27 protein-coding genes are annotated in these 25,015 nt (G+C 72.4%); 16 read left to right on the top strand and 11 right to left on the bottom strand.

Features of this window, described 5'->3' with window-relative positions; genetic code table 11:
* Positions 1–349 precede the first annotated feature (349 nt).
* Positions 350–1,177 (top strand): MFS transporter, encoded by an 828-nt coding sequence (locus ACFVSN_RS00005; RefSeq protein WP_387603597.1) that lies wholly within the window; start codon positions 350–352, stop codon positions 1,175–1,177.
* Here the strand turns inward: ACFVSN_RS00005 and ACFVSN_RS00010 are convergent.
* Complete coding sequence (locus ACFVSN_RS00010) at positions 1,174–2,424, bottom strand: RNA-guided endonuclease InsQ/TnpB family protein (protein WP_387603600.1); 1,251 nt, start codon at positions 2,422–2,424, stop codon at positions 1,174–1,176. The genes ACFVSN_RS00005 and ACFVSN_RS00010 overlap by 4 nt on opposite strands.
* Positions 2,425–2,562: 138 nt before the next feature.
* Here ACFVSN_RS00010 and ACFVSN_RS00015 point away from each other — a divergent pair, with 138 nt between their 5' ends.
* Positions 2,563–3,120 carry an MFS transporter gene (locus ACFVSN_RS00015; protein WP_387603635.1) on the top strand — a complete coding sequence of 186 codons (558 nt, stop codon included), beginning with the start codon at positions 2,563–2,565 and terminating at the stop codon, positions 3,118–3,120.
* Positions 3,121–3,127: 7 nt separating this feature from the next.
* On the opposite strand, the gene ACFVSN_RS00020 is transcribed toward ACFVSN_RS00015, so the two are convergent.
* Positions 3,128–3,991 carry an NAD-dependent epimerase/dehydratase family protein gene (locus ACFVSN_RS00020; protein WP_387603603.1) on the bottom strand — a complete coding sequence of 288 codons (864 nt, stop codon included), beginning with the start codon at positions 3,989–3,991 and terminating at the stop codon, positions 3,128–3,130.
* A 142-nt stretch (positions 3,992–4,133) separates the two neighbouring features.
* Between ACFVSN_RS00020 and ACFVSN_RS00025 the strand changes: the two genes are divergently transcribed.
* Entirely contained in the window at positions 4,134–5,057 is a 924-nt protein-coding gene (locus ACFVSN_RS00025; RefSeq protein ID WP_387603606.1) for a 5-dehydro-4-deoxyglucarate dehydratase, read from the top strand.
* On the top strand, positions 5,054–6,232 hold the full coding sequence (locus ACFVSN_RS00030; protein WP_387603609.1) for a hypothetical protein: 1,179 nt from the start codon (positions 5,054–5,056) through the stop codon (positions 6,230–6,232). The genes ACFVSN_RS00025 and ACFVSN_RS00030 overlap by 4 nt, the downstream gene beginning before the upstream one ends.
* 20 nt (positions 6,233–6,252) lie before the next feature.
* Here ACFVSN_RS00030 and ACFVSN_RS00035 read toward each other — a convergent pair whose 3' ends face one another.
* Positions 6,253–7,086 carry a hypothetical protein gene (locus tag ACFVSN_RS00035; protein WP_387603612.1) on the bottom strand — a complete coding sequence of 278 codons (834 nt, stop codon included), beginning with the start codon at positions 7,084–7,086 and terminating at the stop codon, positions 6,253–6,255.
* 335 nt (positions 7,087–7,421) lie between these two features.
* Between ACFVSN_RS00035 and ACFVSN_RS00040 the strand changes: the two genes are divergently transcribed.
* Complete coding sequence (locus ACFVSN_RS00040) at positions 7,422–7,781, top strand: hypothetical protein (RefSeq protein WP_387603614.1); 360 nt, start codon at positions 7,422–7,424, stop codon at positions 7,779–7,781.
* A 66-nt stretch (positions 7,782–7,847) separates the two neighbouring features.
* Here the strand turns inward: ACFVSN_RS00040 and ACFVSN_RS00045 are convergent, their stop codons facing one another.
* On the bottom strand, positions 7,848–8,699 hold the full coding sequence (locus tag ACFVSN_RS00045) for a LysR family transcriptional regulator (RefSeq protein WP_387603617.1): 852 nt from the start codon (positions 8,697–8,699) through the stop codon (positions 7,848–7,850).
* A gap of 81 nt (positions 8,700–8,780) precedes the next feature.
* Between ACFVSN_RS00045 and ACFVSN_RS00050 the strand changes: the two genes are divergently transcribed.
* A complete protein-coding gene (locus ACFVSN_RS00050) occupies positions 8,781–9,263 on the top strand; it encodes a cupin domain-containing protein (protein ID WP_387603620.1) in 483 nt (160 codons plus the stop codon).
* Positions 9,260–9,643 carry a DoxX family protein gene (locus tag ACFVSN_RS00055; protein ID WP_387603623.1) on the top strand — a complete coding sequence of 128 codons (384 nt, stop codon included), beginning with the start codon at positions 9,260–9,262 and terminating at the stop codon, positions 9,641–9,643. The genes ACFVSN_RS00050 and ACFVSN_RS00055 overlap by 4 nt, the downstream gene beginning before the upstream one ends.
* Positions 9,644–9,810: 167 nt before the next feature.
* On the opposite strand, the gene ACFVSN_RS00060 is transcribed toward ACFVSN_RS00055, so the two are convergent.
* Together ACFVSN_RS00060 and ACFVSN_RS00065 are read right to left on the bottom strand one after the other, a co-directional pair.
* On the bottom strand, positions 9,811–10,314 hold the full coding sequence (locus tag ACFVSN_RS00060) for an NUDIX domain-containing protein (protein ID WP_387603626.1): 504 nt from the start codon (positions 10,312–10,314) through the stop codon (positions 9,811–9,813).
* A gap of 104 nt (positions 10,315–10,418) precedes the next feature.
* Positions 10,419–10,682: a hypothetical protein gene (locus ACFVSN_RS00065; protein ID WP_380493148.1), complete on the bottom strand. Its 264-nt coding sequence runs from the start codon at positions 10,680–10,682 to the stop codon at positions 10,419–10,421.
* Positions 10,683–10,801: 119 nt separating this feature from the next.
* Here ACFVSN_RS00065 and ACFVSN_RS00070 point away from each other — a divergent pair, with 119 nt between their 5' ends.
* From ACFVSN_RS00070 to ACFVSN_RS00085, 4 genes are all read left to right on the top strand, one after another.
* Positions 10,802–11,704 (top strand): helix-turn-helix domain-containing protein, encoded by a 903-nt coding sequence (locus tag ACFVSN_RS00070; protein ID WP_387603629.1) that lies wholly within the window; start codon positions 10,802–10,804, stop codon positions 11,702–11,704.
* Entirely contained in the window at positions 11,628–11,825 is a 198-nt protein-coding gene (locus ACFVSN_RS00075) for a DUF397 domain-containing protein (RefSeq protein WP_387603632.1), read from the top strand. The genes ACFVSN_RS00070 and ACFVSN_RS00075 overlap by 77 nt, the downstream gene beginning before the upstream one ends.
* 13 nt (positions 11,826–11,838) lie before the next feature.
* Positions 11,839–12,048 carry a DUF397 domain-containing protein gene (locus tag ACFVSN_RS00080; RefSeq protein WP_387603638.1) on the top strand — a complete coding sequence of 70 codons (210 nt, stop codon included), beginning with the start codon at positions 11,839–11,841 and terminating at the stop codon, positions 12,046–12,048.
* A gap of 112 nt (positions 12,049–12,160) precedes the next feature.
* Complete coding sequence (locus ACFVSN_RS00085) at positions 12,161–12,718, top strand: hypothetical protein (protein ID WP_387601428.1); 558 nt, start codon at positions 12,161–12,163, stop codon at positions 12,716–12,718.
* On the opposite strand, the gene ACFVSN_RS00090 is transcribed toward ACFVSN_RS00085, so the two are convergent.
* Positions 12,702–13,481, bottom strand: a complete 780-nt coding sequence (locus tag ACFVSN_RS00090) for an IclR family transcriptional regulator (protein WP_387601431.1) — start codon at positions 13,479–13,481, stop codon at positions 12,702–12,704. The genes ACFVSN_RS00085 and ACFVSN_RS00090 overlap by 17 nt on opposite strands.
* Positions 13,482–13,681: 200 nt before the next feature.
* Between ACFVSN_RS00090 and ACFVSN_RS00095 the strand changes: the two genes are divergently transcribed.
* The 4 genes from ACFVSN_RS00095 (at position 13,682) to ACFVSN_RS00110 (ending at position 17,693) form a co-directional block, all read left to right on the top strand.
* Positions 13,682–14,566, top strand: a complete 885-nt coding sequence (locus tag ACFVSN_RS00095; RefSeq protein WP_387601434.1) for a polysaccharide lyase — start codon at positions 13,682–13,684, stop codon at positions 14,564–14,566.
* 290 nt (positions 14,567–14,856) lie between these two features.
* Entirely contained in the window at positions 14,857–16,071 is a 1,215-nt protein-coding gene (locus ACFVSN_RS00100; protein ID WP_387601437.1) for a serine hydrolase domain-containing protein, read from the top strand.
* 242 nt (positions 16,072–16,313) lie between these two features.
* Entirely contained in the window at positions 16,314–16,919 is a 606-nt protein-coding gene (locus tag ACFVSN_RS00105) for a DUF1326 domain-containing protein (protein WP_387601440.1), read from the top strand.
* Positions 16,920–17,693, top strand: coding sequence for a DUF2182 domain-containing protein (locus tag ACFVSN_RS00110; protein WP_387601442.1), 774 nt, complete (start codon positions 16,920–16,922; stop codon positions 17,691–17,693).
* A gap of 130 nt (positions 17,694–17,823) precedes the next feature.
* On the opposite strand, the gene ACFVSN_RS00115 is transcribed toward ACFVSN_RS00110, so the two are convergent.
* Positions 17,824–19,062, bottom strand: coding sequence for a styrene monooxygenase/indole monooxygenase family protein (locus ACFVSN_RS00115; protein WP_387601445.1), 1,239 nt, complete (start codon positions 19,060–19,062; stop codon positions 17,824–17,826).
* A 286-nt stretch (positions 19,063–19,348) separates the two neighbouring features.
* Between ACFVSN_RS00115 and ACFVSN_RS00120 the strand changes: the two genes are divergently transcribed.
* Complete coding sequence (locus ACFVSN_RS00120; RefSeq protein ID WP_387601448.1) at positions 19,349–21,655, top strand: hypothetical protein; 2,307 nt, start codon at positions 19,349–19,351, stop codon at positions 21,653–21,655.
* Positions 21,656–21,659: 4 nt separating this feature from the next.
* Here the strand turns inward: ACFVSN_RS00120 and ACFVSN_RS00125 are convergent, their stop codons facing one another.
* The 3 genes from ACFVSN_RS00125 to ACFVSN_RS00135 all read right to left on the bottom strand — a co-directional run bounded on the left by ACFVSN_RS00125 (position 21,660) and on the right by ACFVSN_RS00135 (position 24,895).
* Positions 21,660–22,940: an MFS transporter gene (locus ACFVSN_RS00125; protein WP_387601451.1), complete on the bottom strand. Its 1,281-nt coding sequence runs from the start codon at positions 22,938–22,940 to the stop codon at positions 21,660–21,662.
* Positions 22,941–23,036: 96 nt separating this feature from the next.
* Positions 23,037–24,200: an MFS transporter gene (locus tag ACFVSN_RS00130; protein ID WP_387601454.1), complete on the bottom strand. Its 1,164-nt coding sequence runs from the start codon at positions 24,198–24,200 to the stop codon at positions 23,037–23,039.
* Positions 24,201–24,232: 32 nt separating this feature from the next.
* On the bottom strand, positions 24,233–24,895 hold the full coding sequence (locus ACFVSN_RS00135; RefSeq protein ID WP_380438759.1) for a pyridoxamine 5'-phosphate oxidase family protein: 663 nt from the start codon (positions 24,893–24,895) through the stop codon (positions 24,233–24,235).
* Positions 24,896–25,015: the final 120 nt, after the last annotated feature.

The following is a 25,015-nucleotide window of genomic DNA, read 5'->3' on the forward strand; positions in this document are numbered from 1 at the left end:
AAAACGCTCGGCTGGAGAACCCCAGCCGAGCGCCTGCGTGATCTACTGACGACCACGTAAGCCATCAGGTGTTGCGAGGACCCCAAGAATCCGCCCACCGGGCAGGGGCCGTCGTCGTTCCCCGGTGTTCCGAATCCGGTTCATGGTTCAGGCTCTTGAACGCGCCAATCACCAAATACCCACCTACAAGGGAACATTCGACTTCTCACTCATTCGCGGATATGGACGGGAGGTCTTGACCACCACCCCGCCGACCGCTTCACTCCCCGTACCGCACCTCCCTCGCACGGCACCTCCCTCGCACGGCACCCATTACCCGCGCGCCACCCCCGAGACGAGGCGATCCCCCATGAGCCGGCCCAGCCCTACTCCCCGCAGGATCAAGCCCGTCCTCCTGTACTCCTTCGGCGCACTCGGCGGGGTCCTCTTCGGCTACGACCTCGGCGTGATCGCGGGCATCCTCGTCGTGGTCGCCAAGTCCTGGCAGCTGTCCGGCTTCCAACAGGGCGTCCTGACGGCCTCGCTGTCCGCGGGCGCGATGCTCGGCGCGGGCCTGGCCGCGCGGCTCAACGGGCGGATCGGCCGCCGCCGCACCATCATGGCGGCCGGCGGCGTGGTGATCGCCGGCACGCTCGCGTGCGCGCTCGCGCCGGACTTCGGTGCGCTGGTGGGCTTCCGGACGGTGCTCGGCCTCGGGGTCGGCCTCTCCTCGGCCACCGTGCCGACGTACCTGTCCGAGCTCGCGCCGGCGCCGATCCGGGGCGCGATGGGCTCGCTCAACCAGATCTTCATCGTCGGCGGCATCCTGATCGCGTTCCTCGTCGACTACTGGCTCCAGCCGCGTCACCTGTGGCGCTGGATGTTCGCGGGCGCGCTGGTGCCCGCCGTGATCCTCGTCGCCGGGCTCGCGTTCCTGCCGGAGACGCCGCGCTGGCTGGTCAACCTCGGCCGGGAGAACGAGGCCAGGGCCGTCCTCGCGGCCACCCACCCGGCCGGGGAGATCGAGGCCGAACTCGCCGCGATCCGCGCGGTGATCCGGCTCGACGCCGCGCAGACCGCCTACCGCGTACGGGAGTTGTGGGCCCCCTGGGTGCGGCCGATGCTGCTGATGGCCCTGCTGCTCGCGGTCGGGCAGCAGTTCGGCGGCGTCAACGCGTTGACTTCCTCCCTGTCCTAAGGGACGGGGATTCCGGCCGCGCGTGCCGCGCGGGGGCTTCGCCCCGTGCGTGTGCGCCTGGCCGGTGGTTGGCGCTTCACGGACCGGCCAGTGCCGAGGTCTCCACGCCCTGACACCGCATGCCCTGCGGCGTTGAGGATGTTCTTCGCCGCGTTCACGTCGGCGTGGTCCCGGTGCCCGCAGGCGGTGCACTCGAAGGCCGCTTGGCTCTCGCGGCTCTTCGGGTCCACGTGCCTGCAGGCGTTGCAGGTCTGCGACGTGTACGCGGGGTTCACCAGAACGATGACCGTGCCGGTGGTGCGCGCCGCGTTGCGCAGCGCGAGTTCGAGCAGGTGCCACCCCTTGTCCAGGATGGCCCTGTTCAGTCCGGCCTTGGCGCGGACGTTGCGGCCGGGCTGCTCGGCGGTTCCGGTCGCCGAGGCGGTCATGTTGCGCGTGCGGAGGTCTTCCAGCACCACCACCGCGTTGCCGGTGGCCAGGGCAGAAGCGGTCTGGGCGCAGAAGTCCGCGCGGCGGTCGCGGACACGGCCGGTGATGGCGTTGATCTTCGCCAACACCGACCCGCGGCGGTTGCTTCCCCGCTTGCACCGGGAGAGCTGCTGCTGCAATCGCCGCAGCCGCTTCGCCTCGCCCTGGGTGGCGTACGGGCGGTCGTGGAAGTCGCCGTTGCTGCTGGTCGCGGCTACCCTCACGCCTCGGTCCACACCGATGGCGGTATTCGGCATCGCGTGCCGCTCCGGTGTCTGCTTGCCGTCCTCCACCAGGAACGAGACATACCAGTGCCGGCCCTGACGGGCGACGGTCGCCGAACGCACCTCGCCGCCGAGCGGCCGGGACCAGCGGAACCGCACCCATCCGAGCTTCGGGAGTTTCGCCCGCCCCCATTTCCGGCCGATCCGCTCCACCGTGATCAGGTTCCCGGCCGGGAACCGGAACGACGGAGACCAGCGGACCTTCGACCGCCACCGCACCTTGAACGTCCCGTGCTCACGGCACGCCCGGCCCAGATCCCGAAGGGTCTGCTGCAACACGTGCGACGGCGCGTCCTTCAGCCACGGAAACTCACGCTTGGCCTCGGCCAGCTCGGCGGCCTGCGGCACGTAGTTCATCCACGCCCCGCGCCGCCGATACTCGCGGCGCTGCTCCAGGGCAGTATTCCACACCGACCGGCAGATATCGCCGAACATCTCACACAACTCGGCCTGCGCCGAATCGAGTTCAAGCCGGTACCTACGGCCTGACAGCATGGGAACACCCCCACTCGGTTGCTGTCTCCAACATAGGGCACGTCACTGACAACGCAGCGAACTCCGCCGCTTCACGGCTCCGGAGCAAGGATGAGCTAACCCCCCGCTGAAGCAGGGGGTCTGCGCTCAACAGTTCAGATCAACGCGTACTTCCCGACCATGCTCGTCTCGCTCGGGCTCACCACCGACACCGCACTCCTCTCGGCGATCATCCTCGGCATCACCAAACTCGCCTTCACCGCGTGGGTGGTGTTCGTCGTGGACCGCTGGGGCCGCAAGCCGCTGCTGCTGATCGGCAGCGCCGTGATGGTGGTGACGCTGGGCCTGACCGGCTGGGTCGTCACGCACGTCCACGACGAGGCCGCCCTCGGCACGCTGACCGTCGTGCTGCTCGTCCTCTACCTGGCCGGGTACGAGCCGGGCTGGGGCGCGGTGGTGTGGGTCATGATGGCGGAGGTGTTCCCCCTCAAGGCGCGCGGCGCCGGGACGGGCGTCGCGGCGGTGGTGCTGTGGGCGGCGACCGGCGTGGTCACCGCCGGCTACCCGGTCATGTCCGACCGCCACCACCTCGGGGTCGGCGGCTCGATGTACGTCTTCGCCGGCGTCAACGCGGTACTGCTGGTGCTGACCCTCCGTCTCGTGCCGGAGACGAAGGGCCGAACCCTGGAGCAGATCGAACTCGGCCTGCGCGCCTGAACCTTGCTCAATCCCGGGGCACCGGAGGTCCTTGCAGGCGGTCGGCGTCGAGGTCGGGGAAGGTGAAGGGCCCGCCCAAGTAGGCGAAGACGGGGTCGTCGTGGGCGGGCCGCCCGTGCGCGGCGTGGACGGCGTCGGCGTGGACCTCGGCGTCGTCGGCCGGGGCGTAGCCGAGCGCCCGGGCCTCGTCGAGGGAGACCCAGCCGCCGCGCGTGTTCGGCGAGACGCCGTAGACGATGCGGTAGCCGGGCTTCTCGACGGCCAGGCAGGCCTCCAGCAGGCGGGCGCAGTCGTCCGGGGAGAGCCAGGTGGAGAGGGCGCGGGGGTTCGGCGGTTCGGCGAAGCAGGTCATGATGCGGACGCAGATGACGTCGAGGCCGTAGCGGTGGTGGTAGAGCGCGCCGAGGGCCTCCCCGGTCGCCTTCGAGACGCCGTAGTAGGTGTCGGGCAGTGGCGGGGTGTCGGCGGTGAGCGGGTACTCGGCGGGGGTGCGGTAGCCGACGACGTGGTTGGAGGAGGCGAAGACGACGCGGGGCACGCCGGCGCGGCGGGCGGCCTCGAAGACGGTGTAGGTGCCGTGGATGTTGACGTCGAGGATCCGCTCCCAGGGCGCTTCGAGGGAGATCCCCCCGAGGTGGATCACGGCGTCGACGCCTTCGCAGGCGGCGCGCATCGCGTCGGCGTCGGTGACGGAGGCCTGGACGGCCTCCTCGCCCTCGCCGGGGTCGAGCGGCACAAGGTCGAGCAGCCGGAGGGTGCGGCCGGGGCGGGCGAGCCGGGGGCGGATGAGACTGCCGACGGCGCCTGCCGCGCCGGTGACGAGGATGCGGGGCACGGTGACTCCCTTGGACCGGGGACGGGTGCACCCCATGCTCACAAAGCCCGAAGGCAGTTCACAAGGATGACTGTCATTCAGATATGAGAACGCCGATCCCTTGACCTCCGCGCGCGGGCCCTCCTACGCTCCTCGGTGTTCCCACCGCTGGACGCTCTCCACGAAGGGACCCACCCCCGTGCCCGCACGCACCGGCCCGCCCGCGCTCGACGGGCTCCTCTTCTTCCCCGTCACCGCCTTCGCCCCGGACGGCTCCTTCGACCCCGGCGCCCACCGCGCCCACCTCGACGCGCGCCTCGACGACGGCCCCGCCGCCGTGTTCGCCGCCTGCGGCACCGGAGAGTTCCCCGCCCTCGCCCCCGCCGAGTACGAACGCTGCGTCTCCGTCGCCGTCGACGCGGCCGGCGGACGCGTGCCCGTCGTCGCCGGCACCGGCTACGGCACCGCACTCGCCCTCGCCTACGCCCGCGCGGCGCAGGACGCGGGCGCCGACGCCCTGCTCGTCCTGCCCCCGTACGGCCCCGAGGGCGGCCAGGACGGCCTCGTCCGCCACATCACCGCACTCGCCGACGCCACCCCGCTCGACCTGATCCTCTACCAGCGCGACCGGACGGCCTACGAGCCCGGCACCGTCGCCCGCCTCGCCGCGCTGCCCGGCGTGATCGGCTTCAAGGACGGCCTCGGCGACCTCGACCGGATGCTGCGCACCGTCAGCGCCGTCCGCGCCGCCGGACACCCGGACTTCCTGTTCTTCAACGGCATGCCGACCGCCGAGATGACCCAGCTCGCCTACCGCGCCATCGGCGTGCCGCTCTACTCGTCCGCCGTCTTCTGCTTCGCCCCGGACATCGCGCTCGCCTTCCACCGCGCCTTTGCCGAGGACGACCGGGGCACGCTGACGGTGCTGATCGAGCTCTTCCTGCGGCCCTACGTCGAACTGCGCACCCTGCGGCCCGGCTACGCGGTCTCCCTGGTCAAGGCGGCGACGCGGGCCGTGGGCCACCCGGTCGGGGGCGTGCGCGCGCCGCTGACCGAGCCGGCGCCGGAGCACGTGCGGGCGCTGCTGGACCTCGTCGACCGCACGCGGGAGGCGCTGGCGTGACGCCGGCCGTCGGCGCGTACCTCTACCCCTGGGACGTGGACGGCGACCCGGCCTGCGGCGCACGCCTCGCCGGGCTCGGCATCCGGCGGGCCGCCGTCGCCGCCGCCTACCACAGCGTGCGCGCGCTGACGCCCCGCCACCCGCGCCACAAGGTCGTCACCGCCGAGCACGCGGCCGTCTACTACCGGCCCGACCGGGACCGCTGGTCGGGCCCCGGACGGCTGCGCCCGGTCGAGGCGCCGTGGTCGCCGCGCTCGTTCGGCCGGGCCACGGAGTCGCTGGCCGAGGCCGGGGTGGAGGTGTACGCCTGGACGGTCCTCGCACACGGGCAGCGCCTCGGCGTGCGCCACCCCGACGCGGCCGTCCTCAACGCCTACGGCGACCGCTACCCGTGGGCGCTGTGCGTCGCCTCCCCCGCCGTGCGGCTCTACTGCGCCACGCTGGCCGCCGAGACCGCCGCCCAACCGGGCCTGTCCGGAGTGGAGTTGGAGTCCTGCGGCTGGTACGGCTTCGACCACCTGCACGCACACGACAAGGTCGCGGGGGTGTCCCTGGCGCCGGCGGCGCGGCTGCTGTTCTCGCTCTGCTTCTGCCCGCACTGCCGGGACGGCTACGCGGCGGAGGGCGCCGAGCCGTGGGCGCTACGCGCGAAGGTCCGGGACGCGCTCGACCCGGTCTTCGCCGGCACGACGCAGGACGCGGCGCTCGACCCCGAGTCGGCCGCGGCCGTCGCCCGGATGCGGGTGCGCACCGCCGCCGAGCTGCGGCGGTCCGTGCTGGCAGCGGTGGCGACGGAACGCCCGGACCTCCCCGTCCTCCTGCACGCCCAGCCGGACCCGCTCGGCTTCGGCCCGTCCCCGGGCCTGGCCCCAGCGGACGCCCGCGGCGCCGTACCCGTCGCGCTCGCCCCCACCCGCGCGGAGGCCGCCCTGGCCGCCGTCCGCGCGTACGCCGCTGTGGGCCGACGCCTCGCAGCCACCGTGAGCGCTGTCGCCGGCCTCGGCGGCGACGGCGCCGACCTCCCCGCCTGGTGCGCGGACCTGGCCTCGGCCGGCGCGACCGAGCTGCGCTTCTACCACCTCGGCCTGGCCTCCCACCAGGATCTCGCCGCCGTCCGCACGGCCGTCGAGAAGGTGAGCACGGGCCCGACACAACACCCTTTGCAGCGCCCGTGATTCGGCCTCGGCCGCGGTGTTCACGACGTCCGGGGCATGCGGACCTCGTCATACTTCCGGTTCGGCTCCGCCCGCACCGCCTCGACCGGCACGGGCGCACCGATCTCTCCCGGGCACCCTCCCGGCGGGTAGCCGGGAACGTTGCGGACGTTGTAGTAGACGCAGACCAACCGGTACTCACCCGGCGTCCAGGAGCCGCCGCCGTGCACCAGCATCCGCGCACCGCAGGCAGGACACGAGGCCTGCGGGTACACCAGCACCCGGGGCTCGGTGAAGGCGTGCGGAAGGCGCCGGTCGGTGATCGCCCGCCGCGGCAGGGTCAGCCCGTAGTGCTCGCCCACGACCCGGTACACGTCCGCCATCGTCACATCGGCCCCGTCGGCCCTGTGGACGCGGTCGCCGGCATCGACGAATCCTCCTTCCGCGACCAAGCGGCGGGTCAGCGGGTGGTCCCTGTCGTCGGTCGTGTACTCCCACATGTACCAGCCGGGGTCCCCGTCCATGCTGACGCCGATGACCGGCGGGTCCATGGTGCTGTCGACGATGCTCACGAACGCGTGCCGCCTGGCGAGGTCCCTCCCCGGCGCGTACCGGTCGGCGCGGCCGGGAGCCGTCGGCGGCTCGATCGCGAACGCCCAACCGTTACCGGTGTCCCCCACCATCGCGTATTCGGGCAGCTGCCACGGAGCGGGCGAGAGCTCCAGCATCTCGTGGGCGGTGTCCGCGTCCATGACGGCGCCCGGCTCGGCACCCAGGTGGACGGCCAGCTCCTCGTGACCGATGCCGTTGACCATCGTGAGGGCGAAGCCCTCACCGCCGAGTTCGGCGTCTATCCAGTCGATCCCGTCCCTCATGATTGGGAACCTACAGGACGGGTACGACAGGATCTCCGCCTCCGCCTCCGTCGGCCGCCTCCGTCGGCCGCCGAGCAGCTGGACACGGAGGAGGGCCACGTGCGGGCGCTGATCGCCCTGGTTGCCCTGGTCCTCTCCCTCGCGGCACCGCCCGCGGTCGCCCGGAAGTCCGGCCTTCCCCCAGCGAGTTCGCCTGCCGTTCCGGCGGAGGTGTTCACACAGGATCGATGCGGAGTGGGAAGTCGGCCGATCCGACTTCCCACTCCGCCATCGAGAAGGTGAGCACAGGCCTGCTCCCTACCGAACTCCCGGAACGGTGAGGTAGGTTCGGACCCATGCCGGTCTATACCTGTGCAGTGCAGCGCAAGCAGATCTGGCCCGACGACTCCGTCGTGTGGGCCACGAACGATGACCGTGTGAACGTGATCGCATGGCCTGGTGAGCCTTCCGACCTGGGCGAGATGCTCCTGGAGAAGTTCCTCGAAGAGAACCGGACAGGCATCGCACCGGACGGATTCCGCGCGGTCGTCTGGGCCGGCGACCGACGCGGCGAGAAGCTCGACGGAAGCGCCAATGCGCTGGCCGTCGTCGAGGTCACCGGTGGGGCCGCCCGCCCTGTACCCGAGCCTCCCAAAACCACTCCGCGCCGCCGTTGGGGCTGGCTCCGGGGCCATTCCGCGCCTGATGCGGAATAAGTAGCCGTCTTCGGAGCTCCTCCCCCTCCCTTGGGAGGAGCCCCTTCGCATTGCGGGCCGGACCGCTCAGTGGCGGTACGCGGCTGTCGCGATCTCGACGAACGACCGGACCAACGGGTTGGTGTCGCCCTCGTTCCACACCGCCACCACTCGGCTCGGCGCCATGTCGACCAGCGGGACGACGGCCAACTCCGCGGGCATGTCGTGTCCGAGCGGAGCCAGGCCGACCGTGGCGTTCCACAGCACAGCCTGTAGGCACTCCTGGACGGCGCGCACCACCGGGCCCTCGCGCGGCGTGCCGCCGTTCCAGTACGACTGCCACGCGGGGTCGGTGCCCGGCGGGAACTGGAACCAGCGGCGGTCGCTCAGCTCGGCCAGCCGCAGCCGGTCGCGGCGGGCCAGCGGATCGTCGGCGCGCAGCACCACGCCGACCGGATCGGCCCGCAGCGCACGCACCGTCAGGGCGGTCTCGTCGAAGGGCGCCCTGGTCAGCGCGACGTCGACGAGTCCGGCGCGCAGCCCGCAGGTCGGGTCGGTCAGGTCGGTGTCGCGGATGCGGATGTCGACGCCGGGATGGCTCCGGCGGTAGGCGGCGGCCAGCCTGGCCACGCCCGGATCGGTGCCGTCGCCCAGGATGCCGACGGTGATGGTCGCGTGGCCGGCCGCGGCGCTCACCCTCTCCTTAACGCGGTCGGCGTGGTCGAGCAGGGCCCGCGCCTCGTCGAGCAGCACCGCGCCCACCGGCGTGAGCGTGACGCCCGTGGGCGAGCGGGCGAACAGCAGGGCCCCGACCTCGGCCTCCAACCGCTTGATCGCCCGGCTCAGCGGCGGCTGGCTCATGTGCAGTCGGGTGGCGGCCCGGCCGAAGTGGAGTTCCTCGGCGACGGCCACGAAGTAGCGCAGGGTTCGTAGCTCCACGCTGCAACGATACCCACGAGGTATCGGCGCTGCGGGACAGGTCTTGGACGGCCGTGGGGTCCCGGCGGTGCACTGGTGAGCATGACCGAACAAGCGAAGACCAGCGAGCCCGCTGTGCACGTCGTGGGGCCCGGCCAGGGCGAAACGATCGTCCTCGGCACCACGCGCATGCGCGTCCTGGAGGACGGCAGCCACACCGGACACCGCCTCGCGATCGCCGAGTCCGTCCTCGCCCCGCACACCCAGGGGCCGCCCCAGCACCGCCACGGCCGGCACGACGAGGGCTTCTACGTCCTCTCCGGCACCGTGCGGTTCACCGTCGGGACGGACGACTACGAGGCCACCACGGGCACGCTCGTGATCGTCCCGCCCGGCACCCCGCACACCTTCGCCAACCTCACCGACCAACCCGCCGTCATGCTCAGCACGTTCACCCCCGACCTGTACGTGCAGTACTTCCGGGACCTCCGGGAGACGCTCGCCGACGGCCGGCCCCTGACGCCGCAAACCAACCTCGACGCGATGAGCCGCTACGCGACCGAGCCCGCCACCGACCACGCGTGATTCACCGAACGGGAACCATAAACCACATCGCCTACGGGATCGTCGCGGGACTGCTCGCGCTCTTCTACGTCTACTCGGGCACGCTGAAGGCCGTCCGTAGCCGGGACCAACTCCGGCCGATGATGGCCTGGGTCGATCGCATGCCCCTGCCCGCCGTCAGGGCGCTGGGGGCGGTGGAACTGCTCGGCGCGGCCGGTCTGATCCTGCCGCCGCTGACGGGTGTCGCCCCCGCACTGGCCGTTGTTGCCGCCGTCGGCCTCGTCCTCCTCCAGGCCGGCGCGATCGCCGTTCACCTGACGGGCGGGGACCGCCGGATCGCACTCAACGCCGGGCTCACCGTCGCCGCGGCCGTGACCGCCTGGCTGGCCACCCGCCTGTGATCGAGCGCAGCTCGACTCATCATAAGAAGTCGACGGGTCCGACTTTCTGTGCGGCTGGATTGGTTACGCACTTCGGGTTCCCGGGCGCCGCGTCGGCAGGGCCGAAGCGGCGCCGATGGTGGGTCCGTCCTCTGTGCGCAGGAAGTCGGCGTGGCCGACTTCCTGCGTCAGCGGATCGGGACGGGGGTGCCGTGCAGGAGGAGGGGGCGGCCGGCGCCATGTTCCCAGGCGTCCCAGGCGTCGTGGACGCGGCGGGATTGGTCGGGCGGCATCACGGTGTCGAGCAGGTAGCAGGGCACCCAGTGCAGGGCCCGGATGTTGGCCGGCGGGCGGTGCAGGGTCGTGGCTCTGGCTTGGCGCGGGGTCACGATGCCGCCCGCGTAGACGAGGTTGAGCGCCTCGGGGTGGTGGTGCCGGGAGACGTAGTCGACCGTGAGGACCGTTCGGAGCGGCAGGACGAGCCCGGTCTGGGACTCCAGGTGGCGGCGGGCGGCGAGGTGGGGCAGCTCGTCGGCCTCGGCGCTGCCGCCGGGGAGGGCGTAGCCGTCGCGGTGGATCGGGTCGACGAGGAGGACGCAGAGTTCGCCTCCGAGGTCGGAGTTCTCGTGGAGGACGAGGGCCTGCTGGCCCAGGCGGCGGCCGGGCGGCTTGCTGATGAGGTGGTCGTTCAACTCGACTCCTGATGGGCGGACTTGGGAGGCGTGTTCCACGGCAGCGAATCCCCCGGCAGCGAGGGAACTTACGTGGAGGGCAGCGAGGAGGAGATCGCGCGAATTCACGCCGGCTCGTCGTTGAGGAGCCGGCGGCGGGAGTGGGCACCCGAACCGGGCGCGATCTGCCGGGGATTGAGGACGCTGACCTGGTCGGCTCGGGTGGTCCACTCGATGCCGCCACCGATGGGCCGGAGGTACATGACGCCGGCGCACTGCTCCATGAAGACCCCCTCGCGGGGCCGGCCATCGTCGAGGTGACCACGGTCGATCACCACCTCGTGGAGGAGGGGGACTTCGGACAGCACGGATCTCTGGTCTTCGAACATGGGGGTCTCCGCAGTCGCACAGCGCTATCGGCGCATCACCTGGTGTAGCCATGGTGGCGCAATCCGCCCTACGATCGGAAGGGTTTCAAATCTCTAGTTGCCCCGACCTCAAAGGGTGGATGACCTTGGTTCGTCGATCACTTGATCCAACGTCATCTCCACTGGCTGCACTTGCAGTTCAGATCACCAGGTCACGGGAGGCCAAAGGGCTCACCCAGATTGCGCTTGGCAGGCAGGTTGGGTACTCCAACGTCTACATCTCAAATGTCGAGGGGGCCAAACAGGCCCCTTCTTTAAAGTTCGTAGAACGGGTGGATGTCGCCCTGGACGCCGGGGGCGCCCTGACTGGGCTGTGGTGGAGCTGGAAGAACGGCGCCCTGTTGCCCGGATTCTCTGAGTACCTACGTCGGGAACGAGAAGCCATTGCTGCCAGGTTGTTCGACACGGACATGGTGTCGGGCATACTTCAGCACCCGCATTACAGCGCGGCCTACGAAGCCGGCATCGTCCGGCGCGGGGAAGCAACTCGAGAGCAGGCCGACGGGCGACTCGGCCTGCTTGCTCAACGCCAACTCATGCTCGACCGGGTCACGTCGATCCATGCCATCCTGGACGAGGGTGCCCTGTATCGGCCCATCGGCGGCCGGGAGGTCATGGCTCTCCAGCTCGCACACTTGGAGACGCTGAGCGAGCGCCCGAACGTGATCATCCAGATTGCTCCGTACCGCCTCGCCGAGGATCGATCACTGTCCCACCCAGTCACGCTCCTGACCCTCCCGAACCGGGCCCTGGTCGGGTACACCGAGACGCTTCAGCGGGGGTATCTAGAACAGGATGCCGACACGGTGGCCCAATGGGTTGCTAGGTACGATCGACTCCAGGTCAACGCGCTTAGCCAGCCGGACAGTTTGGCCATGATCCGGGCAACACGGAAGGAACTGGACCATGCACGACCCAACGGGCGCCAAGTGGCGCAAGAGCACCTACAGCAACGGCGGCGGCGGCTGCATCGAGGTGGATGACGCACACCCCGGCAGGGTCCGTGACTCCAAGGACCCCCAGGGTCCCGCTCTGGTCTTCCCGGTGGAGGCCTGGCGATCGTTCGTCACCGCCGTCCGGACTGGCGAGTTCGGCGACGTCTGAGAGGAATGCCGTGATCCCCACTCCCGACCTGACCGGCGCCAGTTGGCAGAAGTCCAGCTACAGCAACAACGGGGGCAACTGCGTAGAGGTGGCCCTTGGCTTCCGTGCTGACACGCCTGTCCGTGACTCGAAGGACCCCCACGGTCCTGCCCTGATCTTCCCCTCCGACGCCTGGCGATCCTTCGTCTCCGCCATCCGGGCCGGCGAGTTCGGCGGCATCTGAACCAACCACGCGTTCGGCCGGGCGAAGCCCGGCCGAACGCGCCGTAATTCCCTCGCCACCAACGCCCCTTCACCGCTACCGTCCCCCCAAAGATCACGGAGGGGGTGCGCCGATGCGGCCGCTGCTGCTACTCGACGTCGACGGGCCGCTCAACCCCGCCGCCCGCAAGCCCCACCGCCGGCCGCCCGGCTACGAGACCCACCGAGTCCTCACTCCCCGCTGGGAGGCCTCCGAACGGCGGCGGCTCACCGAGTGGGGGCTGCCCAACAAGGCCCCCAAGCCCCTCCGGCTCTGGCTCAACCCGGACCACGGGCCCCACTTGACCGCCCTCCCCTTCGACCTCGTCTGGGCGACCACCTGGGAAGACGAAGCCAACGCCTTCATCGCCCCCGTCCTCGGGCTGCCCGAACTGCCCGTCATCACCTGGTCCGAACCCCGGCCCACCCCACCCCGCGGCGTCTTCTGGAAGACCCCCGAGATCGTCGCCTGGGCCGAGGGCCGCCCGTTCGCCTGGGTCGACGACCAGATCACCGACGCCGACCGCGACTGGACGGCCGCCCACCACGACGGCCCGGCCCTCCTCCACCGCGTCGACGACCGAACCGGCCTGACGACCGACGACTTCGCCACCCTCCGGCAGTGGGCGAATCAGCTCACAGGTGACGCGTAGCCAGCGCCAGTCGCTCCTGGGCCTCGAACAGCGCGTCGCGGATCATCTGTTCGCGCCCCGGCGTGAGCCGCGCGAGCGGGACGGAGCAGCTGACCGCGTCCCGGGCCGGCGTGCGGTCCGGGACGGCGACGGCGTAGCAGCCCAGGCCGAGCGTGTTCTCCTCCCGGTCCGTCGCGTAGCCGCGCTCACGGATCGCTCGGAGGTCGTCGAGCAGGGCCGCCCGGGTCGTGTGGGTGTGGTCGGTCAACGGCTCCAGGCGCTCGGGCAGCAGCCGCCCGATCTCCTCGTCCGACATCGTCGCCAGCAGCGCCTTGCCGAGGGCCGTCGCGTGGGCGGGCAGCCGGCGGCCGACGCGGGTGAACGGGCGGAGGTAGTGCTGGGAGGCCCGGGTGGCGAGGTAGACGACGTCGGTGCCATCGAGGCGGGCGAGGTGGATGGTCTCGGTGGTGTCGTCGGCGAGGCGGTCGAGGGCCGGGCGCGTGGCGGCGACGACCTCGTCGCCGTCGATGTAGGCGGTGCCGACGAGCAGCGCCCGCACCCCTATGCCGTACCGGGTGCCCGTCAGGTCGGTCTCCACCCAGCCGAGGTCGACCAGCGTGCGCAGCAGCATGTAGAGGCTGCTCTTCGGGTAGCCGAGGGCCTCCTGGACGTCGGCGAGGCTGTGCAGTCCGGGGCGCTCGGCGAAGAACTCCAGCACCTCGATCGTGCGGACGGCGGACTTCACGCCTGCTGCTGCGGCGGCGGCGGAACTCGGCTGCGCCATAGGGGTCCTCCCTGTTCGCGTGCGCGTGGACGGCGAGAGCAATATAGCCGCGCCGTCAGCGCCGAAACCGACGGAGCGTTCACATCCCTGAACCTCGTCCAGACTCTTGACTGGGACACGTCCACGGCCGTGTCATGGTGAGCGGCCCCCGCACGACGCAACACGATCTCCCCCGCCGCCGCCAGAGCCGAAGGACCGTCATGAAGCGCTTGCTCACCGCCCTGTCCGCCTCCCTCGCCCTCCTCGCCACCGCCCCCGTCCAAGCCACCGCCACCACCGTTACCACCGCCGCCATCTCCATAGAAGCGAAGACCACCGACGCAGCCTCCTGGACCGGCGACTTCACCGGCTACGGCAGCAGCACCTGGACCAGCGCCTGGGGCACCCTCACCAAGGGCAAGTGGGGCCAGCAGAACCTCAGCCTCGTCAACGACCCCGCCGCCCCCGGCGACGGCTCCGCGCTGCAGGTGTTCTACGGCGCCGGGTCCTCCGCCAACTCCTGTTCCGACTGCCCCTCCAGCGGCGGCGGCCAGTTCTACACCGACCTCCCCTCGCTCGGTCTCGGCGACCTCGCCAACTCCACCACCCTGGACCTGAAGTACGGCCTCAAGCTGCCCGCCGGCTTCGACTTCGGCAAGGCCGGCAAGCTCCCCGGCCTGTACGGCGGCTCCCCGGGCGAGGCGTCCGGCGGCAACCACGGCAACGCCTGGTCCACCCGCTACATGTGGCGCAATCCCGGCTCCGGCGCCGGCGACGGCGAGGTGTACCTCTACACCCCCACCAACTCCGGCCCCACCGGCTACGGCGTCGACCTCGGCCTCGGCTCCTGGCAGTGGCCCGCCGACGGCGCCTGGCACAGCGTCGAGCAGCTCGTCGACCGCGGCAGCGGCGACGTCACCGTCTGGCTCGACGGCGCCCAGGTCTTCACCCAGCCCGGCGCGGGCGCCCCGGACCTCGCGTCGATCCCGTTCAGCGGCGTGTTCTTCTCCACCTTCTACGGCGGCCACGACACCTCGTGGGGCCCGTCCACGGACCAGTACGCGTACTTCGCGCACTTCAGCCTCGCCACCGGCGTCCAGCACTGACGGCAGCCGGAGCCGGCCCCCGGCCACGAACGCCGGGCTGAGAACGCGCGGTCCGAGGCGCCCCGGCCGCGAGCGCGTGCGGGCCGGGAGGCGCCGCACCACCTCCGGGTCGGGGCTCGCGGCGCGAGGACGCGCTCGTCAGCCGCGAGCAGCCCCCGGGCCGTGGGCGGTCCCGGTGATCCGAACGAGTGGACTCGCCGGGGTGGGCGGCGGGGACGGGCGTCCCGGGCGGGCCGCCGTGGTGAATGGTGCCGTCCGAGCCCGTGACCCCCTGGAAGAGGCGCCCCGACGTGCGACGCACCCACTACCGCAGGCTGTTCGCCACGACGCTGTTCGTGGCCTCCGTACTCGCCCCCGTCGCGGCCGCTCCCGCCGCGACGATCGCCACCGCGACCGTGCCCGCCGCAGCCGTCGAGCGCTGCCACCACGGCGTGTGCCCCGGTTCCACCCTCGGTCCCGAGTTGACCGCTCAGCTGGACGCGAAGATCGAGGAGGTGCGCCGGCAGGCGGGCATCCCCGGGGTCGTCGTCGGGCTGTGGATGCCCGGCAAGGGCGACTACGTCCGTGCGACCGGCGTCGCCGACAAGACCACCGGCGCGCCGATGGCCCTGGACTCGCGGATCCGGATCGGCAGCGAGACCAAGACCTTCACGGTCACCGCGCTGCTGGAGCTCGTGGACGAGGGCAGGGTCGGGCTCGACGACAAGATCTCCGACTACGTCGACGGCGTGCCGTGCGGCGACCGGATCACGCTGCGCCAGCTCGCCGAGATGCGCAGCGGCCTGTTCCCGTACACCTCGGACGCGGGCTTCGCCCACGACCTGGAGAGCGATCCGACCCGTGCCTTCACGCCGCAGGAGGTGCTCGCGTACGGCTTCAAGCACGACAACACGTTCGGGCCGGGCGAGCAGTTCCAGTACTCCAACAGCAATCTCATCCTGCTCGGCCTCGTGGTGGAGAAGGTCACCCGGCGGCCGCTCGCCGACGTGATCCACGAGCGGGTGGTGCGGCCGTCGCACCTGCACCACACGTTCCTCCCCGGCGGGGCCGAGTTCCCGGAGCCGCACCCGCGCGGTTACACGGATCAGACGCCGACCGGCGCGACCGCGGACGCCACCGACTGGAACCCGAGCTGGGCCTGGGCGGCCGGCGCGATGATCTCGGACCTGCCGGACCTGCGCCACTGGGCCGAAGTCCTCGCCACCGGGCGCCTGCTGAGCCGCGAGACGCAGGCGCAGCGGCTCACGACGTTCCCGACCGGGTTCCCCGGGACGAGCTACGGCCTCGGCATCTTCGACACCAACGGCTGGATCGGCCACAACGGCTCGATCCCCGGCTATGAGACGGTGACCATCTACCTGCCGGCCCAGCGGGCCACCCTGGTCATCATGATCAACACCGATTCCAGGACCGGGGGCCAGGAGCCCTCCACCCTCCTCGGCCGCGCGATCACCGCCATCGTGACCCCGGACAACGTGTACGACGGCGCGGCCACCGCGGGCTGAGCGACCAGGGGGCGTGGAGCGGCCGTCGGCCGGTGCACGCCCCCGGCCAGGCGCCCTTCGTGCGGGGTGGCGTCGCAGTCGGTCACGCGCCCTCCGTGCGGGGTGCCGTCGCAACCGGTCACGGCCGCGGGACCGTTCGTCACGGCCGCTCCGGCCTGGCCGTCCGGGCGTTGCCCGGTGATCCTCAGGGGCGGAGAATGAAGCACGGGGTGTGTGCCTCAGCCTCAGGAAGGGAGCTTCCGATGGCCTGGCGTATCGAGGGCACGTATTTCGAGAACTGCAATTGCGACATGGTCTGCCCCTGTTCCACCTCCGGACTCTCGGCTCCGGCGGACTACGACCGCTGCCGGGTGTTCCTGGCCTTCCACGTCGGCTCCGGCCAGGTCGACGACGTCGACGTGAGCGGTCTGACGGTCGCCGTGGTGGCCGACACCCCGCCGCTCATGAGCGAGGGCGGCTGGCGGATGGGCGTGATCATGGACGCAGCCGCCTCGCCCCGGCAGGCCGAAGCGCTCGGGGCGGTCTTCTCCGGTCAGCGCGGCGGCCCGATGGAGGCCCTCGGGCCGCTGGTCGGGGAGATGCTCGGGCTGGAGGTCGCCCGGATCGACTACGCCGACGAGGGCCGGAGCCACCGCGTGCGGATCGGTGACGCGGTCGACATCGAGGTCGAGGACTTCGTCTCTCCGCTCGACGCGACCGGGAAGGGCGTGCGGGTCAGCGGCGTGGGATTCCCCGCGGACACCCTCGCGGCCGGAACCGCGACGAGGTCGCGCGTGAACGCCTTCGGCCTCGAGTTCGGAAACGAAGGGAAGAACGCCTTCTCGGCGCCGTTCTCCTGGGCGGCCTGAATGTCCGTCCAGACCGCTCGACGAGCCGTCGTCCCGGCGAGCCGGGCGGCGCTGCTCGCCGCGGCGGCGCTGGCCTGGGTCCTGACGGTCCGCAGCTCGTCGGGCATGATGCCCGGACCGGGCACGATGGGGCGCGACCTGTGGGGGTTCCTGGTCCTGTGGGGGCTGATGATGGCCGCGATGATGCTCCCCTCCGTCACGCCGGTCGTCTCGTTGTACCTGCGGACGCTGCGCGCCCACGCGACGGGCTGGACGCGCGCGGGCCGTAGCACCGGTCTGGTCGTCGGTTACCTCGCCGTGTGGGAGGCCTTCGGGCTGGCCGCGTTCGGCGCGGCCTGGGCGGGCGGTGAACTCGCCGCCAGGGCGCCGGGCGCCGCGCCCTGGGTCGGCGCCGTCCTGCTGGCGGCGGCCGGCCTGTACCAGGTGACCCCGCTCAAGGACCGCTGCCTGAGCCACTGTCGCTCCCCCATCGGGTTCCTCATGCATTTCGGCGGCTACTCCGGGCGGCTGCGCGACCTGCGCGTCGGCCTCTACCACGGCGGCTACTGCGTCGGCTGCTGCTGGGGCCTGATGGTCGTCCTGATCGCGGTCGGCGTGATGAACCTCGCCTGGATGGCCGGTCTGGCCGCGGCCGTGTTCCTGGAGAAGACCTGGCGCCACGGCAAGGCGTTCAGCCTCGTCCTGGGCGTCGCCCTGATCGGCTACGCCTGCTTCGTGCCCTGGAACCCGGGTCTGGTCCCGGGACTGCACATGTCGTCGGCCATGCCCATGTGAGCGGACCTCCGGCGGAGGAAGGGGCCGGCGGAGGAAGGGACCAGCAGAGGGAAGGGACCGGCGGAGGAAGGGACCGGAGGCGGGCGGGCACCGATGGGGGCCGAGGTGCACCGCCCGCCGTCCGTCCCGGTCAGTCCTGTGCGGAGACGCTCGCCAGGTAGGCCGCCGCCTTGTCCGGGTCGAGGAGCCAGCGCTCCCAGTCCCCGGGATCGTTGAAGCCGTTGGCGAACCGGTCGGCGACGGCGGGGAGCCGGCCGGCCACGGCGATGACGTTCGCGACGTACTCGGGCGCCGGGTCGAGCATCGCGTTGGTCCACTCGGTGACGGCGCGCGCGTCCTGCCAGAAGCGGTCGAAGGCGGCCTGCATGAACCCGCGGTCGAAGGGCCGGTCGCCGTGGGCGAGGATCGCGTCGAGGTAGACGGCGGCGCACTTGGCGGCGTTGTTGGAGCCCTGGCCGGTGATCGGGTCGTTGGTGACGACGACGTCGGCGACGCCCAGCACCGCGCCGCCACCGGGCAGTTCGCCGACCGGACGGCGGACGACCGGGGTGATGCGGCCGACCAGCGTGCTGCCCGCGTCGGTCACCTCGATGCCGTTCAGAGTCCGCTCGTACTCGCCGGGCACGAAGGTCCGCATCAGGTCGACGATCCCCCGCAGGACCTCGTCCGGCTCGGTGACCCCGCCGAAGACGTCCGCCGGTCCGCCCGGGAGCGCCTCCCAGAGCAGGACGTCGCACGGGCCGGCCGCGGTCAGTGCGGGCAGGACGAAGAACTCGCCGGCCTCGGGCACGAGGTTGAAGCCGACGACGGGGATGTCGTGCCCGGGGCGCGGGCCGAGCCCGTCCACGTACGCGGCGGCGAGGGCGCGCCGGGGCCGGTCGAACGGGGAGCGGTCGGCGTCGCGCTCGAAGAGCGAGGCCAGTTCGCCCTTGCCGACGGCGACGAGCACCAGGTCGTAGGCGGGGGCGAGCCGGTCGAGGTCGGCGACCGTGGCCTGCCGCACCTCCACCCGGCCGCCGCGCGCGGCGAAGGTCTCCAGCCAGGTGGACATCTTGAGCCGCTGGTCGACGGACTGCGCGCTGCCGTCCAGGCGGCCCACCCAGTCGATCGCCCGCGCACCGTCCGGGCCGAGGACGGTGACGCCGACGCCCTCGATCTGCGGTGCCTCGCCCGCCCAGAGGTCGAGTCCGAGGACGCGCTCGGTGCGCAGCGCCGCGTCGAACATGCACTGGGAGGACATCACCCGGCCGTCGCGGATCGCGTCCGCCGGGCGGTCGGTCATCACGGTCACGTCGTAGCCGTGGGACTGGAGGCCCAGGGCGAGCTGGAGGCCGGCCTGGCCGGCGCCGACGATGAGGATCGTGCGCATGCTCCCCGCTTTCCTGCCGTGCGGCGTGAGCCGCGCGTCATGACTGGCGTGTGACTTTCCGTGTCTGGATACCAGGCGACCCGCGCCGCGTCCACACCCCCGGCACGCTCCGTGCAACCCGGCTGACGCTCCGCCACGGGCCCGCGCCTCCGAACACCCGTGCACGAACCGGACGTTCACGACTCGTCATCCGCAATGGGAACCGTTTCCAAACAATCCCCCATCGGATGGTCAATCTCTCGTGTAACCGGAGGGTACGACGTCGCAGGTCAGGCAGGGTGATCACATGAGAAGCAAGAACTCCTCCGCCGCAGTGCGCATGCCAAGGAAGACGTCCCGCCGGACGCCCTTCCGCGCCCTGCCGCTGGTCGCGCTGGCCACCGCCGGCGTGGTGATATCCCTCGGCACCGTCGTGCCCGCCTCCGCCGCGACGTCCCGGGTGGACCTCAACGTCCTCGTCGTCACGGACGGCAACCCCTGGGTCGAGGGCATCCGCAAGCAGCTGGTCTCCGAGGGCGTCCCGACGACCGTGGTCGACCTCACCAGCGCCAACCGCGCGACCATCTCGGCGGCCTTCCTCGCCGACACCCTGGCCGACGGCACCCCGCACGGCCACTTCGAGGGCGTCGTCCTGCCCAGCGACTCCCCCGGTCAGCTCTCCGCCGGCGAGCTCTCCGCCCTCACCGGCTACGAGGCCTCGTACCACGTGCGGCAGGTCGACTCGTACGTCTGGCCCGGCGCCAACACCGGTCTGAGCGCCCCCGCGTGGACCGGCTCGATGGACGCCACCACCGCCACCGCGAGCGCCTCCGCCCGCGGCGACGCCTTCCGCTACCTCAACGGCCCCGTGTCGTTCGAGGGCACCGCCGGCGGCAGCGGCTCGTACGGCGCGCTGCCCACCGCGCTGCCCGACAACGCGGCCACCGGCTCGCACTTCGAGCCCTACATCACCGAGACCATCCCGGGCACGTCGACGCAGGGCGTGCTCGCGGGCGTCTACACGAGCGGCGGGCGCCAGCAGCTCGTGCTCACCTTCGCCTACAACTACTACCAGCAGCAGTTCCAGCTGCTCGCCCACGGCATCGTCGACTGGGTGACGCGGGGCGTGCACCTCGGCTACTGGCGCAACTACTTCTCCGCCCACATCGACGACCTCTTCAATGCCAATGCGCGCTGGAGCCAGAGCGGCAAGTGCACGCCGGGCGAGGGCGACTGCGCGGCCGGGGTGCCGAGCACCAACCCGCTCCGGATGACGGCCGCGGACGTCTCCACGGTGGTGAACTGGCAGCAGCAGAACAACTACCAGCTGGACTTCCTGTTCAACGCCGACCCCGGCCTCGAGTACGCGCAGGCGCAGGGCGGCACCGACCCGCTGAGCGTCGCGCTCCTCGCGAACAAGAACAGCTTCATGTGGCTCAACCACACCTACGACCACGACTTCCTGGGCTGCGTCCAGGACTTCTCGGTCATCCCGTGGCGCTGCCAGACCGACGCCTCCGGCGCCATCCAGTACGTCGACCAGGCCACCATCAACGGCCAGATCGCCCAGAACATCCAGTTCGGCCTGGCCAACGGGCTGCCGTTCCGGCCCAACGAGCTGGTGGGCGGCGAGCACTCCGGCACGTTCAGGCTGCCGCAGCAGCCGAGCGACAACCCCAACTTCCTGGCGTCGCTGGCCGCCAACAACGTCCAGTGGCTGGGCGTCGACGCCTCCCGCGAGACGGGCCAGCGCCAGATCTCCTCCGCGCTGGGCGTGCCGCGCCACCCGGTCAACGTGTTCTACAACGTCTCGACGCAGCAGGACGAGGTGAGCGAGTACAACTGGCTCTACACCTCGAAGGCGAACGGCGGCAGCGGCAACTGCGAGGCCAACCCCGCCACCACCACCTGCATCTCGCCGCTGGACCTCAACACGGCGTGGTCGAGCTACGTCCTGCCGCTGCAGACCGAGATCACCCTCGGGTACGTGCTGTCCAACGACCCGCGGCCGTTCTTCATGCACCAGTCCAACCTGACGGACGACCAGCTGGCGCTGCAGACGATGAGCGGCATCCTGTCGGCCTACCGCACGTGGTTCACCACGGACACCCCGGTGGTCAACCAGACGCTCACCGACGCCGGGACCGTCCTCAAGAACCAGAACGCCTGGCAGCAGACCCAGAACGCGGGCTCGGTCACCGGGTACGTCCAGGGCGGCGTCGTCACCGTCAACGGCCCGGCCGGCACCAACGTCCCGGTCACCGTCCCGGCCGGCACCACCGTCACCGGCGGCGGCGCGTTCGGCGCGGCGTACGGCGGCGAGCAGTCCGCCTACACCGCCCTCGGCACGACGGCCACCGGCCTGACCCTGCCCACCGCCGTGTTCGGCACGGTCGCCGACTCCACCCCGACCGGCCTCGGCGCGGAGCTCGCCTCCTACGCCAAGGGCTCGCCGCACGACGTCCGCCGCACCGGCGACGCGATCGTGATCACCGACCCGACCGGCAAGCACGTCCTGCCGAAGCTCGCCGGCAAGCCGGAGGAGCAGCTGCACATCGGCGACCACCACCACAACCCGTACAACGTGCTGCCGCCGAACCTGAAGAAGAAGTAACGCCTCAAGCAGGCTCCCTGCGGCCCGCGTTCGCGCGGGCCGCAGTGGTCGCTCCCGCCGTCCGCAACGCGGGCGAGGCCAGGCCCGCCGCTGCCGCCGCGCCTCCGAGGACGGCGCACAGCGCGAGCGCGCTCCTCGCCCCGGCCGCGTGGGCGAGGCCGCCCAGCACGTTGGTCGCCGGCACCAGCGCCGCGCTCTGCACGAGCGTCAGCGCGGACTGCACGCGCGACAGGTGCGACCCGGGCGCCGCGCCCAGGACCAACGGGCCGACGTGGCAGGCGAACAGGCTCGACCCGGCACCGACCACCACCGCCGCGAGCACGGCCACCGCGGGGACGGGAGCCGCGGCGAGCGCGCCGGTCCCCACGCCGGCGACGGCCAGGCCCAGGCTCGCCCCCACGCCGGTCCGCCGCAGGGGACCACGGCGAGCGGCCACCAGCGCGACCGCGAGTACGCCCGCGCTCTGCCCCGCCCCCACCAGACCTGCGGCCCCGGGGCCCCAGCCGGCCGACCGGGCCAGCAGCGGCCCGAGCAGCGAGACCACCGGCAGCAGTCCGGCCGCGGCGGCCGCCGTCAGCAGCAGCGCCGGGCGCAGCACCGGATCCCTGGCCACCAGCCGGACGCCATCGGCGATGCCCGCGGCCAGGCCCTCCCGCCGCGACGGCCGTTCCTCCTTCGCCATCGGACGCACCCGCACCATGACGGCGAGTACGGCCGCGAACGTGCCCGCGTCCACCAGGGCCGCCCCGCCCAGGCCCGCCGCCGCGACCAGCGCCGCGCCGATCGGGGCGCCGAGCAGCACCGCCACCTGGCTGCCGGCCTGCTGGAGGGCCATCGCCCGGGGCAGTTGCTCGGGGCCGACGAGGCGGCGCGGCATGGAGCCGGTCGCGGGGAGGTAGAACGCGTCGACCGTCCCGGTGACGGCGGCGAAGGCGATCAGCATCCAGACGGGCGCCGCCGACGCCCCGCTCGTCGCGGCGAGCCCGAGTGCGGCGGCGAGCATGACCGCGTCCCCGGCGATCATCACGCGGCGGGCGCCGGCGCGGTCCCCCACGGCCCCGCCGAGCAGGAGGAGGACGGTCCGGGGCAGGGTGATCGCGGTCAGGACGAGGGCCGCCGTCCGGCCGCCGTGGGCGCTCGCCGCCCACCCGAGGGCGAAGGTCAGGGCCGCGTCGCCGGCCAGTGAGGCCCGGGTGCCGGCGATCCAGAGCAGGTAGGGCCGGGGCAGGGCCGGTCGCCGTACGGGCGGGACGGGCGGGACGCGCGTGGTGCCGATGGTTCGCATGACGGGCGACCGTAGGGCCCTCCAGTTGGTCGAGGGCAAGCCGAGAACGAGCCGCCGGGGCCGCCGGGGCCGGCACCGCCACCTCCACCTCCACCGTCACCGGCGGCGGCGGCGGACGACGGCCAGGAGGACGAGCGACGCGGCCTGGATCGCGGCCACGACCGCGACGAGCGCGGGGATCGACGTCTCGTACAGGGCGCCCGTCAGGACGCCTCCGGCCAGGGTGGCCGCGCCCGTCACGGCCGCGAAGACGCCGTACGCGGTGGCGCGGTTGGGGGCCGGGACGAGGTCGGCGATGGTGGCGCGGAGCGTCGCCTCGCTGAGGCCGGTCGCCGCGCCCCAGAGCAGTGCGCCCGTGACCGCCGCCGCCAGGGTGTCCGTGAACGCCAGGGCCGGGACGGCGGCGGCCAGGGCCGGGAGCGCCAGCAGGACGCGCGGGCCGACGCGGTCGTACAGCCACCCGGCAACCAGGGCCGCCGCCGCGTCGGCGAGCATCGCGCCCGCGTACAGCACCGGGATCAGCGAGACGGAGAGCAGGTGGCGCTGGACGAGGTGGTAGGAGAGCAGGCCGAAGGTCGCGAAGCCCGTCATCGTGGTGGCCGTGAAGGCCGCGTAGACCCAGAACACCCGTGGCAGGCGGCGCGATCGGGACCGCTCCCGGCGGGCTTCGGGCACTGCGGCGGGCTCGTACACCGCCGGGTCGGGCACCCGGGTGCGCAGCCACCCGAGCAGCACCAGGACGGCCGAGCCCGGGATCGCGAGGACGCCCAGCGCCGGGCCGTACCCGCCGCCCGCCGCCAGGACCCCGGCGACGGTGAGCGGCCCGACCACCGCGCCGACCTGGTCGAGCGCCTCGTGGACGGCGAAGCCCCGGCCGCGGCCGGTCGCGGCGGTGGCGTGCGAGAGCAGCGTGTCCTTGGCCGGGGAGCGCACCGCCTTGCCGACCCGCTCCGCGACGACGAGCACGCAGGCCGGCCCGAGCGCCCCGACGACGCCGAGCGGCGGCACGGACAGCACGGTGAGCGCGTAGCCCGCGATCGTCAGCGCCCAGAAGCGCCCGGTGCGGTCGGCCAGCGGCCCCGACACCAGCCGCAGGCCCAGCGCCGCCGCCTCCCCGGCGCCCGTCACCGCGCCGACCACCACGGCGGAGGCCCCGAGCGAGGCGAGCAGCGGGCCGGTGACCGACCGGGCGCCCTCGTACACGAAGTCCGCCAGGAGGCTGATGATCCCCCACCAGACGACGAACCGCCACGGTCGCATCGGGGCGCTCCCTCCGGTCCCCCGGTCCCTGGTCACCCGCTGACGATCCGCCGTCCGGTGACGCCGTCCGGCCGGATCCGCACCCACAGCGGCCGGTCGCCGCCGGCCCACGGGGCCGAGCCGGGCAGGCCCGCGAGGTGCCGGAGCTCCTCCTCGTCCGTGACGTGGTGCGCGGTGCCGAGCACGAGGACGGTCCAGCCGCGGCCGAGGTACTCGTCGAGGTGGTCGACCTGGAAGGACGCCTCCACGCCGTCCTCCGGGTCGGTCACGCTGCCGGTGGCCGTCCGGTACGCGAACGAGCCCTTGTCCACGACGTAGTTGACCGGGAACACCACCGGGCCCGGCCGCACCGGCAGGCCGACCCGGCCCACCCCGTGGGTGCCGACCAGCGCCCAGCACTCGGTCTCGCCGAGGTCGAGCAGGCGCGGGCGCGGCCCCGGCGCCCCCTGCCCGGGCGGGGCGTCGGCGCGCCCCTCCACGAGGACCTCCCGGGTGGTTCCGAGCACGGCGGCGATGCGAACGAAGCCGCCCGGGTCGAAGGCGGGGCCGGCCGTCAGCAGGTGGCGCAGGTAGTTCGGCGCCATCGCCGCGCGCTGCGCCAACTCATCTTCGCTGATTCCGAGTTGCTCACGCCTTTCGGCGATTCGGCGGGCCGCTGCGGCGGCGTCGGGCTCGGCGGCGGGGGTGTCGGTCACGGTGGCGGCTCCTCGGCTGGGCTGGTCCGGACGGGCCCCGGCCCCCTCGGCTCCGGCGGGGCCCTCGGCACTGGCGCGGGCCCATCCAATCGCCCGGCCGCCGCCAAGTCGAGCACGGCC

The organism is Kitasatospora sp. NPDC057904, from assembly GCF_042887925.1.
Taxonomy (GTDB): Bacteria; Actinomycetota; Actinomycetes; order Streptomycetales; family Streptomycetaceae; genus Kitasatospora.

Bases quoted from the DNA above. Each gene is read 5' to 3' on its own strand.
- ACFVSN_RS00005 (WP_387603597.1), top strand. From the start codon at position 350: ATGAGCCGGCCCAGCCCTACTCCCCGCAGGATCAAGCCCGTCCTCCTG.
- ACFVSN_RS00020 (WP_387603603.1), bottom strand. From the start codon at position 3,991: ATGGGGTGCACCCGTCCCCGGTCCAAGGGAGTCACCGTGCCCCGCATC.
- ACFVSN_RS00075 (WP_387603632.1), top strand. From the start codon at position 11,628: ATGCACGACCCAACGGGCGCCAAGTGGCGCAAGAGCACCTACAGCAAC.
- ACFVSN_RS00130 (WP_387601454.1), bottom strand. From the start codon at position 24,200: ATGCGACCGTGGCGGTTCGTCGTCTGGTGGGGGATCATCAGCCTCCTG.
- ACFVSN_RS00065 (WP_380493148.1), bottom strand. From the start codon at position 10,682: ATGTTCGAAGACCAGAGATCCGTGCTGTCCGAAGTCCCCCTCCTCCAC.
- ACFVSN_RS00090 (WP_387601431.1), bottom strand. From the start codon at position 13,481: ATGGCGCAGCCGAGTTCCGCCGCCGCCGCAGCAGCAGGCGTGAAGTCC.
- ACFVSN_RS00120 (WP_387601448.1), top strand. From the start codon at position 19,349: ATGAGAAGCAAGAACTCCTCCGCCGCAGTGCGCATGCCAAGGAAGACG.
- ACFVSN_RS00095 (WP_387601434.1), top strand. From the start codon at position 13,682: ATGAAGCGCTTGCTCACCGCCCTGTCCGCCTCCCTCGCCCTCCTCGCC.
- ACFVSN_RS00010 (WP_387603600.1), bottom strand. From the start codon at position 2,424: ATGCTGTCAGGCCGTAGGTACCGGCTTGAACTCGATTCGGCGCAGGCC.
- ACFVSN_RS00110 (WP_387601442.1), top strand. From the start codon at position 16,920: ATGTCCGTCCAGACCGCTCGACGAGCCGTCGTCCCGGCGAGCCGGGCG.
- ACFVSN_RS00050 (WP_387603620.1), top strand. From the start codon at position 8,781: ATGACCGAACAAGCGAAGACCAGCGAGCCCGCTGTGCACGTCGTGGGG.
- ACFVSN_RS00070 (WP_387603629.1), top strand. From the start codon at position 10,802: ATGACCTTGGTTCGTCGATCACTTGATCCAACGTCATCTCCACTGGCT.
- ACFVSN_RS00105 (WP_387601440.1), top strand. From the start codon at position 16,314: ATGGCCTGGCGTATCGAGGGCACGTATTTCGAGAACTGCAATTGCGAC.
- ACFVSN_RS00035 (WP_387603612.1), bottom strand. From the start codon at position 7,086: ATGAGGGACGGGATCGACTGGATAGACGCCGAACTCGGCGGTGAGGGC.
- ACFVSN_RS00085 (WP_387601428.1), top strand. From the start codon at position 12,161: ATGCGGCCGCTGCTGCTACTCGACGTCGACGGGCCGCTCAACCCCGCC.
- ACFVSN_RS00115 (WP_387601445.1), bottom strand. From the start codon at position 19,062: ATGCGCACGATCCTCATCGTCGGCGCCGGCCAGGCCGGCCTCCAGCTC.
- ACFVSN_RS00125 (WP_387601451.1), bottom strand. From the start codon at position 22,940: ATGCGAACCATCGGCACCACGCGCGTCCCGCCCGTCCCGCCCGTACGG.
- ACFVSN_RS00040 (WP_387603614.1), top strand. From the start codon at position 7,422: ATGCCGGTCTATACCTGTGCAGTGCAGCGCAAGCAGATCTGGCCCGAC.